This window comes from Thiohalomonas denitrificans, assembly GCF_900102855.1.
Lineage (GTDB): Bacteria > Pseudomonadota > Gammaproteobacteria > Thiohalomonadales > Thiohalomonadaceae > Thiohalomonas > Thiohalomonas denitrificans.
The window spans coordinates 76,766-91,118 of the sequence record NZ_FMWD01000001.1 but is presented as its reverse complement, the minus strand read 5'-3'; the positions used below and the strand labels follow the sequence as shown (position 1 = coordinate 91,118).

Annotated in this window: 13 protein-coding genes and 3 tRNA genes; 15 read left to right on the top strand and 1 reads right to left on the bottom strand. The window is 59.5% G+C overall.

All coding sequences use genetic code 11. The features are described 5' to 3' along the window. Positions 1-137: 137 nt before the first annotated feature. Positions 138-213, top strand: a tRNA-Asn gene (locus tag BLP65_RS00365). Between the two features lie 442 nt (positions 214-655). On the opposite strand, the gene galU is transcribed toward BLP65_RS00365, so the two are convergent. Then, positions 656-1,537 carry a UTP--glucose-1-phosphate uridylyltransferase GalU gene (gene galU, locus BLP65_RS00360; protein ID WP_092991487.1) on the bottom strand — a complete coding sequence of 294 codons (882 nt, stop codon included), beginning with the start codon at positions 1,535-1,537 and terminating at the stop codon, positions 656-658. 241 nt (positions 1,538-1,778) lie between these two features. On the opposite strand from galU, the gene BLP65_RS00355 reads away from it, so the two are divergent. From BLP65_RS00355 to BLP65_RS00295, 14 genes are all read left to right on the top strand, one after another. After that, positions 1,779-2,045: a ComEA family DNA-binding protein gene (locus BLP65_RS00355; protein ID WP_092991485.1), complete on the top strand. Its 267-nt coding sequence runs from the start codon at positions 1,779-1,781 to the stop codon at positions 2,043-2,045. Positions 2,046-2,133: 88 nt separating this feature from the next. After that, a tRNA-Val gene (locus BLP65_RS00350) sits at positions 2,134-2,210 on the top strand. Between the two features lie 280 nt (positions 2,211-2,490). Beyond that, complete coding sequence (locus tag BLP65_RS00345; RefSeq protein ID WP_092991483.1) at positions 2,491-4,632, top strand: tetratricopeptide repeat protein; 2,142 nt, start codon at positions 2,491-2,493, stop codon at positions 4,630-4,632. Positions 4,633-4,668: 36 nt separating this feature from the next. Further along, positions 4,669-4,974 (top strand): hypothetical protein, encoded by a 306-nt coding sequence (locus BLP65_RS16835; RefSeq protein WP_175452385.1) that lies wholly within the window; start codon positions 4,669-4,671, stop codon positions 4,972-4,974. After that, positions 4,958-6,403, top strand: coding sequence for an exosortase A (xrtA, locus tag BLP65_RS00340; protein ID WP_175452384.1), 1,446 nt, complete (start codon positions 4,958-4,960; stop codon positions 6,401-6,403). The genes BLP65_RS16835 and xrtA overlap by 17 nt, the downstream gene beginning before the upstream one ends. A gap of 304 nt (positions 6,404-6,707) precedes the next feature. Then, on the top strand, positions 6,708-8,633 hold the full coding sequence (gene thrS / locus BLP65_RS00335; protein WP_092991479.1) for a threonine--tRNA ligase: 1,926 nt from the start codon (positions 6,708-6,710) through the stop codon (positions 8,631-8,633). Positions 8,634-8,636: 3 nt separating this feature from the next. Continuing rightward, positions 8,637-9,161, top strand: a complete 525-nt coding sequence (gene infC, locus BLP65_RS00330; protein ID WP_217631872.1) for a translation initiation factor IF-3 — start codon at positions 8,637-8,639, stop codon at positions 9,159-9,161. Positions 9,162-9,259: 98 nt separating this feature from the next. Then, the gene (gene rpmI, locus BLP65_RS00325; protein WP_092991475.1) at positions 9,260-9,457 is read left to right on the top strand and encodes a 50S ribosomal protein L35; all 198 of its coding nucleotides are present in this window, start codon (positions 9,260-9,262) and stop codon (positions 9,455-9,457) included. A 17-nt stretch (positions 9,458-9,474) separates the two neighbouring features. After that, positions 9,475-9,834 carry a 50S ribosomal protein L20 gene (gene rplT, locus BLP65_RS00320; protein WP_092991473.1) on the top strand — a complete coding sequence of 120 codons (360 nt, stop codon included), beginning with the start codon at positions 9,475-9,477 and terminating at the stop codon, positions 9,832-9,834. A gap of 119 nt (positions 9,835-9,953) precedes the next feature. Continuing rightward, the gene (gene pheS / locus BLP65_RS00315) at positions 9,954-10,973 is read left to right on the top strand and encodes a phenylalanine--tRNA ligase subunit alpha (protein WP_092991471.1); all 1,020 of its coding nucleotides are present in this window, start codon (positions 9,954-9,956) and stop codon (positions 10,971-10,973) included. Between the two features lie 38 nt (positions 10,974-11,011). Then, positions 11,012-13,390: a phenylalanine--tRNA ligase subunit beta gene (gene pheT / locus BLP65_RS00310; RefSeq protein WP_092991469.1), complete on the top strand. Its 2,379-nt coding sequence runs from the start codon at positions 11,012-11,014 to the stop codon at positions 13,388-13,390. Position 13,391: 1 nt separating this feature from the next. Next, entirely contained in the window at positions 13,392-13,694 is a 303-nt protein-coding gene (gene ihfA, locus BLP65_RS00305; protein ID WP_092991467.1) for an integration host factor subunit alpha, read from the top strand. Beyond that, the gene (locus BLP65_RS00300; RefSeq protein ID WP_092991465.1) at positions 13,672-14,028 is read left to right on the top strand and encodes a MerR family transcriptional regulator; all 357 of its coding nucleotides are present in this window, start codon (positions 13,672-13,674) and stop codon (positions 14,026-14,028) included. Before ihfA ends, BLP65_RS00300 begins: the two co-directional genes overlap by 23 nt. 70 nt (positions 14,029-14,098) lie before the next feature. Beyond that, a tRNA-Pro gene (locus BLP65_RS00295) sits at positions 14,099-14,175 on the top strand. Positions 14,176-14,353 lie beyond the last annotated feature (178 nt).

Here is a 14,353-nt window from a genome sequence, read left to right as displayed (position 1 = left end):
CAGTGTCACAAGGAAGTGGGCACGACAAGGATGTCGGCAAGCCAAGGGGCCGCACCGGGAAACCGGCGCGGCCTCGCTTTTTTCAAGGGTCTTGACCACATCGAGATCGGCCGGTAGTATACGCGGCCTCAAGCAAGTCCCCGGTAGCTCAGTCGGTAGAGCAAGTGACTGTTAATCACTGGGTCGGCGGTTCGAGCCCGTCCCGGGGAGCCATTTTCAGGAAGCCCGATTCCTTTCAAGGTCTCGGGCTTTTTTGTGTTGGGCTTGCGGAACGCGGGCCGGTTCTCACCGCCTCGGCGGTGGCTCCACGCCATCCCTGGCGCGGCCCCTTCGGGCGCACGGCGTGCGGCCCATTTCGTTCCCAACGAAATGGTCGAGCCCGTCCCGGGGAGCCAAATTGAAAAAGCCCGATTCCTTCAGGATCGGGTTTTTTTTTGTCCGGGGCTCCAACACACAGTTACAGGTGCCGCAGGCTTCGTTTCGTCATGCGATTACCTGTAGCAGACCGGCGGTCGGGTGGGGGATCGCCGTAACCGAATCCCCCAAGATCCGGAAATAGGGTGGCTGTGCCCGCCGGAGAGGTCTGGCAGGCGGGCGTGTGGGTGGACGGATATTTATCAAAATACCTGCCTGCTATGGCGAAGAATCGGCAAGGCTATTCTTCCGGCAAGCAAAAGGTTCTCAGATATTCCCGGAAGTCGTCTCGCAGTTCCGGGTGGCGAAGAGCATATTCCACGGTAGCCTGGAGATATCCCAGCTTGCTGCCGCAGTCGTAGCGCTTGCCTTCGAATCGATAGGCCAGGACCTGCTCATCTTCGATGAGATCGGCGATGGCATCAGTCAATTGAATCTCGTCGCCCGAACCGGTTCCCGTCTGTTCGAGAAAATCAAAAATGCGCGGTGTCAGGATATAGCGGCCGACTACACCGAGTGTGGATGGGGCGACTTCGGGTTTCGGCTTCTCGATGATGCCTTCGACTTTTGAAATGGCACCCTCCATTGGCATGGACTTGACGATGCCGTATTGGTCGCTTTGTTCGGGGTCGATATCTTCGACGCCGATGAGACTGCAGTTGTAATACTCGAACTGCTTGCTCATCTGAGCGAGACATCCTGTCGAGCCATCCTCGATCAAGTCATCAGCGAGGATAACGGCGAAGGGTTGATCGCCGACGGCAGCGCGAGCCTTCAGCACGGCATGTCCCAGCCCAAGGGCTTCATTCTGTCGGATGTAGATACAGGTGACGTTGTCCGGGACGATGCCGCGGACGATTTCCAGCAGCTTGCTCTTGCCCCGAAACTCGAGCTCGTGTTCGAGTTCGTAGGCCTTGTCGAAATGATCCGGAATGGAACGTTTGTTGCGGCCGGTTACGAAGATCATCTCGGTCATTCCGGCAGCCACTGCTTCCTCTACGGCATACTGGATGAGCGGTTTGTCCACTACGGGCAGCATCTCTTTCGGGTTGGCCTTGGTGGCAGGTAAAAATCGAGTCCCCAGGCCCGCTACCGGAAAAACCGCTTTGGTAATTTTTTTCATCGCTTTTTGGCTTTTCTGTTTCGCAAGACTAATTCAATAACCAATGTAGCATGTGAAAGCTCCATAATTGGAGCCCTTGTGGAGGTTGTGGGAATAACCCTACAAAATTTACCGAAAATACCCTACAGACTTTGTTAGGCGGTTCGGGGTAGGTTAATGGACGTCAGGGATGTTCCACGAAAGGGATGTCTAGGTAGTGCAAGGGGTATGGCGGCCCAGCAATTATGACAAGGAGTCACCGATGAGAAATTTCAGTTTCATAATAGTAGCCATCTCGATTCTGTTTTCGGCTGCCGTCTCGGCCCAGCCGGTCAACATCAATACTGCCGGTCCGGAGGTGCTGGCCGAGGCCATCAACGGCGTCGGTCCGGCGCGGGCGGAAGCCATCGTGGCGTACCGGGAGCAGCATGGACCCTTCAAGAGTGTGGAGGACCTGCGGGAGATAAAAGGCATCGGTCCTGTGTTGCTTGAAAGCAATCGCGACAAGCTGCTGGTTACATCCGACTAGAACGGATATTCACCAAACCGCCTCTTTAAAAAGGCCGCCAGCCTCTTGCATTATCCACTTGCCATAGGTATCTTATCGCGCTCTCGACAGGCGCGTAGCTCAGCTGGTTAGAGCACCACCTTGACATGGTGGGGGTCGGTGGTTCGAGTCCACTCGCGCCTACCAAACAACGCTGTCGAGTCAGCGATCGGAGGAGCCCGGCCATTGGCCGGGCTTTTTTCGTTTGTGCGTCCGCCATGGCGCACAGCGCCTTGAACAGAAGCCGTTCCGGCCACTGTGGTGGTGCAGGTACAATCCCCTGCGACTCGATACAAGACCGATACTGACTTCTAATACGTGGAACATCGCTGGAAGAAGGTCTTACTGGCGTCTAGATTTTGGATAGCTGGTCAAGGGCCATATCGTGTACCGGCGTCCATTTGCAGTTCAGGGAGAAGATCAGGACATGGATATCGTTCGCTTGGGGGGTGTGGCCTCGCTCGTTTTCGTCCTGTCGGCATGCAGTTGGTTTGCCGATCCCGAAAAGTTGTTTGCGCAAGCGCAGCAGGCCTACGCCGATGCGAATTACCGGGAGGCCCGGGTTCGGTTGCAAGCACTTCTGGAGCAGGCGCCCCGACGGGCAGATGCCCACTATCTTCTGGCGAAATCCTATTTAGCCACAGGAAAACCCGGCTCGGCACTGGAGGCCGTCACCACGGCGGTGGGGTTGGGCTTCTCCCCGGAAACAGCGCGCATGACCCGTGCGCGTGCACTGCTCGCCGTCGGCCAGCCGGATGCGGTTGTCGAATTCCTTCCGACGGCGGCTGAACTGGAGAGGACCGACCAGGGTGAAGCGTTACTGTTGCTGGGTCATGCCCAGGCCCGGTTGCAATTGTGGGAGTCCGCGACGAGTAGCTACAGCGCTGCTGCCGGCTTCGAGCAGCTGGCCGTGGAGGCCTGGCTTGCACTGGGTCGAATGCACCTTTCCAGGAACGACCTGGAGGGCGCTCAAGACTACTTGAGAAAGGCCGCCGGGAAGGCGCCCGAAGACAGGAGAGTCCAGCTCCTTGCCGGAGATCTGGCGTTGGCGGAAGATCACCCGAAAATGGCCAGACAGGCATTCTCCTCCATTTTGACGACCGAATATGAGGAGCGTGCAGCGACCGGCCTGATCCAGGCGATGCTCGCCGAAGGCGACATCGAGGCAGCCAGCACCGAGGTGGATCGCCTCGCAGAGCGTTTCCCGCAGACCGTCCAGAGCTCGTTCTTCCGTGCCGTCATCGCAAAGGCTGCCGGGGACTACGAAAGCGCAATAAAGCACGCCAGTCAGGTCTACCAATCGCAGCCCGACTTTGTGCCGGGTCTGTTGATCATGGGGGAGGCTCACCTTGAGCAGGGCTACACCTCTGTCGCCGGGCAGTACCTGGAACAGGCTTATCAAATTGATCCCGACAACCTGCACGTGAGGTTGCAGCTGGCGCGGGTCAGGGAGCGGGTCGGTGAAGTGGAGGGGATTATCGAGCTGCTCGAGCCCCTGCCCGTCGACGCTGAAGCGATCGCACCCAGGCTTCTGCTGGCACTGGCGTATAGGAAAGCGGGAGAAACGGACGCCGCGGCCGCCGTTGCCGCAGAACTGGAGTCGTTCACCCCGGAACACGCCGGTGCGACTGCAGTAGTGGCCGAACTGGCTCTGGAACGGGCTGATTTCAAAAAGGCCCAGGAACTTCTCGAGGCTGCACTCGAAGAGAATCCAGGGTCGGATCGTCTGGTCTTTCTGCTCGGCAAGGCGCTGTTTGCCCGGGAGGATACCGATGCTGCGATTTTGGCATGGGAGCGCCTCCTGCTGGATACCCCCGACCATCTCCAGGCGAGGAGGGGACTTGTCTCGGCGTATCTGCAAGAGGGACGCCATACGGATGTGGAGGAGCATCTGCGGGTGCTTCTGCGGGAGCGTTCAGAGGACGTTGGGTTACGGGTCCTGCTCGGAGATGTCCTCAGACAGCAGGGCAAGCTCGACTCTGCGCTTGCCGTGTATGACGAGGCCTATGCCAAAAACCCGACGGGTGAGATTGCCGTGAAGCGGTATCAGGTTCAACAAGCCGCAGGCGATGAGTCGGCCTCCCGAACCCTCGAGCGTCATCTGCAGCAGCATCCGAAGGATGACCGCGTGCGTACATTGCTCGCTCAGGTTTACCAGGCTGCTGGATGGGTGGAGCGTAGCATCGACGAATATGAACAGGTCCGCGCCCGCCATCCGGACCAGCCGCTGGTCCTCAACAACCTCGCCTGGCTCTATCATCAAAGCGGCGACCAGCGGGCGCAGGCGCTGGCGGAAAAGGCCCTCAAGCTGGCGCCTGATAGCCCGGAAGTGGCCGATACCCTCGGTCGGATATGGATGGCGGCGGGCCATATCGAAAGGGCGCTCCCGCTATTGGAAAAGGCCTGGAGTGCCCGGCCGGAGAATCCCGAGATCGGATATTCCGCCAGCCTGGCCTATATCGAGGCGGGGAAGCCGGAGAAGGCGAGGGTGATTCTGGGTGAACTGCTGTCGTCGGGAAAACCCTTCCCGTCCCGCAAGGAAGCCGAAGCGCTCAGGGCCGGGTTATGAACGCCGAGGCGGCTATTGAGACTAGTGTACTGTTGCATGCTTGGCGATACTTTCAGAGTCACCCAAAAACGTCAGGACAAGGCGCAGCGCGCAGGCAATGGTTATTCCCTTGTCAAGCGCTGCAACGCCGTCATGGCGTTTTTGGGGGGCTCCCTCCGGGCGAGCCGCTGGCCGGCCATCTGCGGCGTTGCGTTTCTTGGGCCGCTCTTGCGCATCCATGCGCCCGCGGCATTTGTGCGTCCCTGCACTTCAAAGGGCACACCATTCCCTGCGAAACGCGCCTTGCATCTGGCCGGCCAGCGGCTCGCTGAAAGCACCGCCAAGCATGCAACAGTACACTAGCCGCAGAGTGTTGAATTCCAGCCATCGGGCCATTCCTGGAGTGGTCCTGCTTGCGTTGATTGCTGCACTGCACTTCTCTTCGCTGGCGTCACTGGTCGCGCAGTGGCAGGGGCACTATAGCCAGGGGTTTCTCATCACACTGATCGCGGCGGGTCTTGTGTGGCGGGATCGGCAACGCTTGGCCCGGGTCGCCATCAAACCGGTGCCCCTGCTGACGGTGGTTCTGCTTGCACTCGGGCTGGCCTGGAAGCTGGCCCACCTGTTGGCCCTTGAAACTGCCGAGAACTACCTGCTGTTTCTTACGGTTGTCGCGGGTGTGTGGACGCTGTACGGCACGAGTTTTGTCAAGGCGCTGGCATTTCCCCTCGCGTTCCTGTTCCTGGCGCTGCCGCTGCATGAGCCTCCCGTGACCTGGCTGCAGGACATTACCGCCGGTATTTCGGTCTTCCTGCTGCATGCAATCGGCGTACCGGTGGTCTGGGAGGGCTATATGCTGTCTACCCCGGCCGGCGATTTCAAAGTCGCCGAGACCTGTGCCGGCTGGCGTTTCCTCAAGGCGACCTTTCCGCTGGCCCTTCTTTATGCCTACTTCACCTACACCAGCCTTCGGCGACGGGTGCTCTTTATGGTGGCCGCCCTGGTGGTCGCGGTGCTGGCCAATGCGTTTCGGGCCGCTGGCGTGGTGGGGCTCGGGCAGTGGTTCGGCATCGAGGCGCAAATCGTACAGGACCATTACAGCTGGGGCTGGTTCATCTATTTTTTCGCGATGTTCCTGCTGTTTGCGGCTGGTCGGCGCTGGGGCGAAGCCTGGGAGCCGGAGTTCGGGATCGAGCAGGCAGGGGGCGATGGGGGAACCGGGTATCGGATCATCGGGCTGGCCGCCATCGCGATGGCCGCTGCATCCGTAATCCCCTATCCGGTCGCCGACCGTGGCACCGGTGGCGAGCTGACTCTCTCCACTTCCTATGAGGAACTGAACAGCGCGCCGGACGTGAACTGGAGTCCGGCCCTGACCGGCGTCGCCGAGGACATCGAGCTTCGGCTGGCGATTGAAGGCAGCGCCGTCGAAGTCTATGCGGCGGCCTTTCTGGTGGGTAGTGGTGGTGATTACACCAGTGCGTCGCAGCAGATGTTCAGCGACTCCTGGCACCCCGTTGCCGAACACCCGGTCGGGCCGGACATTCCGCTACAGGAGCTGATTATCCGAAAATCCGGTCTGCAGCGGATGGTCTGGTACGGGTACTGTGTTCCTGGCGGTTGCTCGGGAAGCCGTGTCAAAGCCAAGCTGCTCGAAGCGGGGGCGCTGCTGAATGGCTCGCCCTACGTCGGTGTCGTGGCACTCTCTACGCCGATCGGTCTGCAGGCCGATAGGGCGCGGACGGATCTGCGCACGGTCTGGGAATCCCTCGAACTTGGACTGGGACATTGATCGGCCCGGGTCCATCGGTAACTGCGACATGGATGCTGCTCTGCCTGCCCCCCTGCCGTCGTGCGGCCGACCACCTGATCAACGACTGGCATCAAAGTTGTACCCGTTTCCTCCTTCCGCTTTGACAGTCAATCAGCCGGGACGATAAACTCGTCGGCCGAATATCCGCCGGGAAGGCTTCAGGCGGAAAAGCCGCGAGCCTCCGAATCGGCTAAAAAAGCACTGTGCTCAGGCCCGGTGCTTTTTATTTCGCCCTCACGTGGTCTCTCGTATGGACCACCACTGAAACTGACAGGAAGATTCCATGCCCACGATTACCCTCCCCGACGGCTCACAGCGCGAATTCGACCACCCCGTCTCGGTCCATGATGTTGCCGCCGGCATAGGCCCCGGCCTTGCCAAGGCGGCGTTGGCGGGCAAGGTGGATGGTCGGTTGGTGGATACGGATTTTACGATCGATCATGATGCCGAACTGGCGATCGTCACCGAAAAGGATGAGGCAGGGCTGGATGTTATCCGGCACTCCACCGCACACCTCCTGGCCCAGGCCGTCAAGGAGCTCTTCCCCGAAACCCAGGTGACCATCGGTCCGGTGGTCGAGGACGGCTTCTATTATGATTTCGCCCGGGAGAAGAGCTTCACGCCGGAAGACCTGCAGGCCATCGAGAAGCGGATGTCGGAGCTGGCTCAGGAGGACCTCCCCGTCCAGCGCGACGTGATGCCGAGGGATGAGGCCGTGGAGTTTTTCCGCAGCGTCGGAGAGCAGTACAAGGCCGAAATCATTGAAGAGATCCCCAAAGGCGAAGACATCTCGCTCTACCGGCAGGGTGACTTCGTCGACCTGTGTCGTGGTCCGCATGTGCCCTCTACCGGCAAACTGAAGGCCTTCAAGCTGATGAAGCTGGCCGGTGCTTACTGGCGCGGCGACTCCAGTAACGAGATGCTGCAGCGCATCTACGGGACGGCGTGGCGCAATAAAAAGGAGTTGAAGCAGTACCTGCACCGTCTGGAAGAGGCGGAGAAGCGCGATCATCGCAAGATCGGCCGCCAGCAGGAGCTCTTCCACACCCAGGAAGAGGCCCCGGGCATGGTGTTCTGGCATGACCGTGGCTGGATACTCTATCAGCAGGTGGAGCAGTACATCCGCCAGGTGCTGCGCCGGCACAGCTATCAGGAAGTGCGTACCCCGTTGCTCGCCGATCGCTCCCTGTGGGAAAAGTCGGGGCACTGGGAGAAGTTCCGCGAGGACATGTTCACCACCGAATCGGAGAAGCGGACTTTCGCTATCAAACCGATGAACTGTCCCTGCCATCTGCAGATCTTCAATCAGGGGCTCAAGAGCTACCGGGATTTGCCCCTGCGCATGGCGGAGTTCGGCTCCTGTCATCGAAATGAGCCTTCCGGTACTCTGCACGGTCTGATGCGGGTGCGCGGCTTCACGCAGGACGATGCCCATATCTTCTGTACCGAAAAGCAAATTCAGGAGGAGGTGTCGGCGTTTATCGACCTCCTGCATCAGGTCTATGCAGACTTCGGCTTCACGGATGTCATCATCAAGCTCTCGACCCGCCCCGAGCAGCGGGTCGGTTCCGATGAGGTCTGGGACAAGGCGGAGCATGCCCTGGAGCGCGCCCTGAATGACAAGAACCTGGAATGGGACCTGCAGCCGGGCGAGGGGGCATTCTATGGCCCAAAAATCGAGTTTTCGCTCAAGGACTGCCTGGAGCGGGTCTGGCAGTGCGGTACCATCCAGGTCGATTTCTCCATGCCGGGCCGCCTGGGGGCACACTACATCGATGAGGATGGCGATAAACAGGTGCCCGTAATGTTGCACCGGGCCATCCTGGGGTCTCTGGAGCGATTTATCGGCATTCTCATTGAGCACTATGCCGGTCAATTCCCCACCTGGCTCGCTCCCGTGCAGGTGGTGGCGGCCAATATTACCGATAAACAGGCCGATTTTGTCGCCGAAATTGCCAAAGTTCTTGAAAATAGTGGCCTTCGGGTGAAAACCGACTTGAGAAACGAGAAAATCGGCTTTAAAATTCGGGAGCACACGCTGCAACGGGTCCCCTATTTGCTCGTGATCGGGGATCGAGAAGTCGAAAATAGAACTGTGGCCGTGCGCACGCGTGGTGGTAAGGACCTGGGCTCCATGTCGGTTGACGACTTTGCCGAAGGTCTGGCCGCCGAGATCGCAAGCCGCGGTCGTAATGTTTTGGAGGGTTAAAGGATCGCTGCCAAAGATAAACAGGTGCGTCTGAACGATCAGATCAGAGTACCTGAAGTCCGCCTCATAGATCAGGATTCCAATCAGGTCGGAGTTGTGCCCATCGAGGAGGCGTTAAGCGCCGCCGCCGAAGTGGACATGGATTTGGTGGAAGTGGCCCCCGAGGCTAAACCGCCGGTTTGCCGTATCATGGATCACGGCAAATTCATCTTCGAAGAGAACAAGAAGAAACAGGCGGCCAAAAAGAAGCAGAAGCAGGTCCAGTTAAAGGAAGTGAAATTCCGTCCGGGAACGGACATTGGAGACTACCAGGTAAAACTGCGCAACCTGGTGCGTTTCCTTGAAGCAGGGGACAGGGTCAAGGTCACGCTACGGTTCCGTGGTCGTGAAATGGCCCATCAGGATCTGGGTCGCAAACTCCTGAAACGGGTTGAAGCGGATCTCGAGGGTCTCGGGGTCGTCGAGCAGTTCCCGAAGATGGAGGGGCGGCAAATGATCATGATTATCGTCCCCAAGAAGAAGCAATAGGCAGCCGTTGCCTATCCACTGCGTGCTACCGTCCGCTGCAAGGTGTCCGGTCGAAAACGTACGCGTACTAGAATGAAAATGCGGAGTTAGGAAAAGACATGCCGAAAATCAAGACCAACCGCGGCGCGGCCAAGCGCTTCAAGCGCACCGCCTCGGGCGGGTTCAAGCGTAACCAGTCGCACCGCCGTCATATCCTCACCAAGAAGAGCACGAAGCGGAAACGCCAACTGCGTTCACCCAGCACGGTTCATGAGGCGGATGTTCGTCTCGTGGCGAAAATGCTTCCGTACAGCTAAAGGGGAGATGACGAGCAATGCCCAGAGTTAAACGTGGCGTTAACGCACGCGCCAAGCACAAAAAGATTCTTGCCCAGGCGAAGGGTTACTACGGTCGTCGCAAGAACGTTTTCCGTGTTGCCAAACAGGCGGTCATCAAGGCCGGTCAGTACGCTTATCGCGATCGCCGCCAGCGTAAACGCCAGTTCCGCAACCTGTGGATCGTGCGTATCAATGCGGCTTCGCGCGAGTGCGGACTCTCCTACAGTCGCTTCATCAACGGCCTGAAGAAAGCCAACGTGGAAGTCGATCGCAAGGTGCTCGCCGATATCGCAGTTTTCGACAAGGCTGCTTTTGGCGCCTTGGCGGAGAAGGCGAAGGCGGCGCTGGCAGCGTAAACCGCATCTTTGCCGGGACGGTCCCGCACCGGATCGAGAAAAGGGGAAGGCTGCCGTGCCTTCCCCTTTTCTGTTTGGGTGCCGGTTATGTCCGCGTCATTTAACACCAGGGTAAGAACGTGCAAACCGATCTCGACAAGCTGGTAACCGAAGCCGAAAGTGCTATTGAAGCCGCAGGGGATCTCGCAGCCATCGACGAGGTGCGGGTCCGCTTCCTGGGCAAGAAGGGGCTGCTGACGGAACAGATGAAGCAGCTCGGCAAACTCTCACCGGAAGAGCGGCCTGCGGCCGGTCAGGCCATCAACAGGGCCAAGCAAACCGTTCAGCAGGCGATTCAGGCGCGCAAGGAGACCCTGCAGGCGGCTGAAATGCAGGCGCGCCTGGGCGCCGAATCCGTTGACGTGACCCTGCCTGGTCGGGGTCAGGCCACGGGAGGTCTGCATCCGGTGACCCGGACGCTGGAGCGAATCGAGGCGTTGTTCGGGCAACTCGGATTCGAAGTGGCCGAGGGTCCGGAGATTGAGGACGACTATCACAATTTCGAGGCCCTCAATATCCCGGAATCCCATCCGGCACGGGCCATGCATGACACCTTCTATTTCGATGAGCACACGGTGCTGCGTACCCACACCTCACCGGTGCAGATTCGGGTGATGGAGGGGCGCCAGCCGCCTTTGCGGGTGATTGCGCCCGGGCGGGTCTATCGCTGTGATTCGGACCTGACCCACACGCCCATGTTTCACCAGATCGAAGGGCTCATGGTGGACGAATACGCCACCTTTGCCGATCTGAAGGGGATTATCGATGAATTCCTGCGCCACTTCTTCGAGCAGGAACTCTCGGTGCGCTTTCGTCCCTCCTATTTTCCCTTCACCGAGCCCTCTGCGGAAGTCGATGTGCAGTGCGTCGAGTGCGGCGGTTCGGGATGCCGGGTTTGTGGCCACACCGGCTGGCTGGAAGTGCTCGGCTGCGGCATGGTGCACCCCGAAGTATTTCGCCACGCAGGCATCGACAGTGAGCGTTATACCGGTTTCGCCTTCGGCATGGGGGTCGAGCGCCTGGCCATGTTGCGCTACGGCGTCAATGATCTGCGGCTCTTCTTCGAGAACGACCTGCGCTTTCTGGAACAGTTCCGGTAAACCCGGACCCCTGATTAAACGATACAAGATTCGAACCTATGCGATTCAGCGAGAAGTGGTTGCGGGAGTGGGTTGACCCCCGGGTATCGACCCGGGAACTGGCCGACCAGTTGACGATGGCAGGCCTGGAGGTGGATGCGATCGACCCGGTCGCGCCGGCATTCGAGGGCGTAGTGGTGGGGCATGTCATCGAAGTGGAGACGCATCCCGACGCCGACAAGCTACGGGTGTGTAAAGTGGACGTGGGCGAGGGTGAGCCTCTGGACATCGTCTGTGGCGCCTCCAACGTCTACAAGGGCATGCACGCCCCGACTGCCGTGGTCGGCGCGCGCCTGCCCGGCGACTTCAAGATCAAAAAGGCCAAGCTCCGTGGAGTCCCCTCCCGGGGGATGCTCTGCTCCGCCAAAGAGCTGGGGTTGGCCGAGGCCGCTGAAGGGTTGATGGAGCTGCCGGCCGACGCACCCGTCGGCACCAACTTCCGTGAATATCTCGACCTGGATGATGTCTGCATCGAGCTGGGTCTGACCCCCAATCGCGCCGATTGCCTGAGCATTATCGGCATTGCTCGGGAGGTGGGAGCCCTCAATCAGCTGGACGTCAACGAGACTCGCACCGAAGGTGTCGGCTCGGTCATCGAAGATGCCTTCCCGGTTGAAGTCGATGCGCCGGTGGATTGCCCCCGCTATGTGGGAAGGGTCATCCGCGGGATCAACGCCGCTACTGAAACCCCGGTCTGGATGCGTGAGCGATTGCGCCGCAGCGGTATCCGGTCGCTCGGGCCGGTGGTGGATGTTACCAACTACGTGTTGCTGGAACTGGGCCAGCCGATGCACGGTTTCGACCTGAATCGGCTCCAGGACGGGATTTGGGTGCGCAAGGCAAAGGAGGGGGAGACCCTCGCGTTGCTGACGGGCGAACAGATCACACTGGACAGCGTCGATCTGGTCATTGCCGACCGTAGCGGGCCGCTGGCACTGGCCGGCATCATGGGCGGAGAGGCTTCGGGTGTTTCGGAGCAGACCCGGGATATCTTCCTGGAGAGTGCCTTCTTCGAACCCACCCGGATCGCCGGACGGGCGCGGGGATACGGTCTGCACACCGATTCGTCTCACCGATTCGAGCGCGGGGTGGACGCGTATTTGCAGCAGCGTGCGATAGAGCGCGCCACAGAGTTGCTGCTCGGGATTACCGGCGGTAAACCGGGGCCTATCGTTGAGGTGGTCTCCGAGGAGTATCTGCCGGCGCGGACGCCGGTTGCGCTACGTCACCAGCGGATAACCCGGGTACTTGGTAGCGAAATCCCGGTCGAGCAGGTCCAGGACGTGCTCGAGCGTCTGGCGATGGAAGCGACCTCGATAGACGACGGCTGGATGGTCACGCCCCCCAGCTTCCGCTTCGACATCGGTATCGAGGAGGATTTGATCGAAGAGGTGGCGCGGGTGGTCGGCTACAATAACTTGGCGGGTTGCGTACCGAACGCGCCACTGGTCATGCGCACCGAGCCTGAAGCTGAAGTGCCGCTTACGCATCTGCGTCGTCTGCTGGTGGATCGTGGTTATCAGGAAGCGATTACCTACAGTTTTGTCGAGCCCCGTGTTCAGCAGGCACTGGACCCGGAGGCCGAGGGTATACCGCTGGCCAACCCCATTTCCGCAGATCTGTCCGTCATGCGCACCACGCTCTGGTCAGGACTGGTCCCGGCCCTGGTCCGCAACCTGAATCGCCAGCAAGGGCGTGTTCGTCTGTTTGAGACCGGACTGCGGTTCCGACGGTCGGAGGAAGAGACCTGCCAGGAGCCCATGCTTGCCGGGATCGTCGCCGGCAGCGTCTTCCCTGAGCAGTGGGGCACTGTAAATCGTGCGGTGGATTTCTTCGATATCAAAGGCGATGTCGAGGAGCTCTTGCAGATGGCTGGTCGCGCAGCAGATGTGGTTTTCGAAGCGGCTGAACATCCGGCACTGCATCCGGGTCAGTCGGCCCTCATCCGGCTCGACGGTGAGCCGATTGGCTGGATCGGTGCGCTGCATCCCTCTGTTGAAACCAGCCTCGACCTGTCGGCACGGGCCTTTGTCTTTGAGGTACGGCTTGATGCCGTTACCAAAGGACGGCTGCCTCAATTCCACGAATTGTCGCGTTTTCCGGCTATCCGCCGTGATATCGCCGTGGTTGTGGAGCGGGACATGCCGGCTGCAAAGGTGGTGGAGTGCGCCCGCGCAGCCGCTCCCGAGATCCTGCGCGAGTTAAAGTTTTTCGATGTGTATGAAGGCGAACATATTGATTCCAGTAGAAAAAGTCTCGCTTTGCGCTTGACCTTGCAGTCGCGATCACGCACTCTAACCGATGAAGAAGTCGACGCCGTTATTGACGGAATAGTGACGACGCTTGGCAACCAGCTGGGCGCTTCATTGAGAGAGTGATATGGCGCTTACCAAGGCAGCGATTGCGGAACAATTATTCGAAGAGCTGGGCCTCAATAAACGCGAGGCAAAGGAGCTCGTGGAAATGTTCTTCGAGGAGATTCGGAGGGCACTGGAAGAGGGACAGCAAGTCAAACTGTCAGGCTTTGGCAATTTCGATCTCCGTGACAAGAAACAGCGGCCGGGTCGAAACCCCAAAACCGGCGAAGAGATCCCCATCACAGCCCGGCGGGTGGTGACCTTCCGTCCGGGTCAGAAACTCAAGCAGCGGGTAGAGGCTTATGCTGGAACCCAGCAACAATAACGAGCTTCCGCCCATCCCGGGGAAACGTTACTTCGCCATCGGCGAAGTCAGTGAACTCTGTGCCGTAAAACCGCACGTGCTGCGCTATTGGGAGCAGGAGTTCCCGCAGCTAAAGCCGGTGAAGCGGCGTGGCAATCGCCGTTACTACCAGCGGCAGGATGTCATGATGATCCGCCAGATCCGGAGCCTGCTCTATGAACAGGGATTCACGATAGGCGGGGCGCGGCAGCAACTCGATAGTGAGCCGGCCAAGGCCGATTCGCAGCAGAGTCAACAAATCATTCGCCAGATCCGCGTGGAGCTTGAAGGGGTACTGGATATCCTGAAACACTGACCGATGCACTGTTTCGGTTTGTTCTGGAGTTGTGTATGATACCGCGCTTCCCGATGGGAAAACCGGTTTTCGGAGCGTAGCGCAGCCTGGTAGCGCACCACAATGGGGTTGTGGGGGTCGGGAGTTCGAATCTCCCCGCTCCGACCATTTCAATCAGGGAATTACCCCAATCTAGCCTGTTAGGTCAGTTTGCTCCCTGTCAAAAAAGCCCGCTTGCGGGCTTTTTTTGTGTCTGCGGGAAAGTTGGAGAATCGCGGTTGACCACGGGGCGCACGGGGCGCACGGGGAACACGGGGAACACGGGGAACACGGGGAACACGGGGAA

Bases quoted from the DNA above. Each gene is read 5' to 3' on its own strand.
- BLP65_RS00355 (WP_092991485.1), top strand. From the start codon at position 1,779: ATGAGAAATTTCAGTTTCATAATAGTAGCCATCTCGATTCTGTTTTCG.
- BLP65_RS00345 (WP_092991483.1), top strand. From the start codon at position 2,491: ATGGATATCGTTCGCTTGGGGGGTGTGGCCTCGCTCGTTTTCGTCCTG.
- BLP65_RS16835 (WP_175452385.1), top strand. From the start codon at position 4,669: ATGCTTGGCGATACTTTCAGAGTCACCCAAAAACGTCAGGACAAGGCG.
- thrS (WP_092991479.1), top strand. From the start codon at position 6,708: ATGCCCACGATTACCCTCCCCGACGGCTCACAGCGCGAATTCGACCAC.
- rpmI (WP_092991475.1), top strand. From the start codon at position 9,260: ATGCCGAAAATCAAGACCAACCGCGGCGCGGCCAAGCGCTTCAAGCGC.
- pheT (WP_092991469.1), top strand. From the start codon at position 11,012: ATGCGATTCAGCGAGAAGTGGTTGCGGGAGTGGGTTGACCCCCGGGTA.
- BLP65_RS00300 (WP_092991465.1), top strand. From the start codon at position 13,672: ATGCTGGAACCCAGCAACAATAACGAGCTTCCGCCCATCCCGGGGAAA.
- ihfA (WP_092991467.1), top strand. From the start codon at position 13,392: ATGGCGCTTACCAAGGCAGCGATTGCGGAACAATTATTCGAAGAGCTG.
- rplT (WP_092991473.1), top strand. From the start codon at position 9,475: ATGCCCAGAGTTAAACGTGGCGTTAACGCACGCGCCAAGCACAAAAAG.
- xrtA (WP_175452384.1), top strand. From the start codon at position 4,958: ATGCAACAGTACACTAGCCGCAGAGTGTTGAATTCCAGCCATCGGGCC.
- galU (WP_092991487.1), bottom strand. From the start codon at position 1,537: ATGAAAAAAATTACCAAAGCGGTTTTTCCGGTAGCGGGCCTGGGGACT.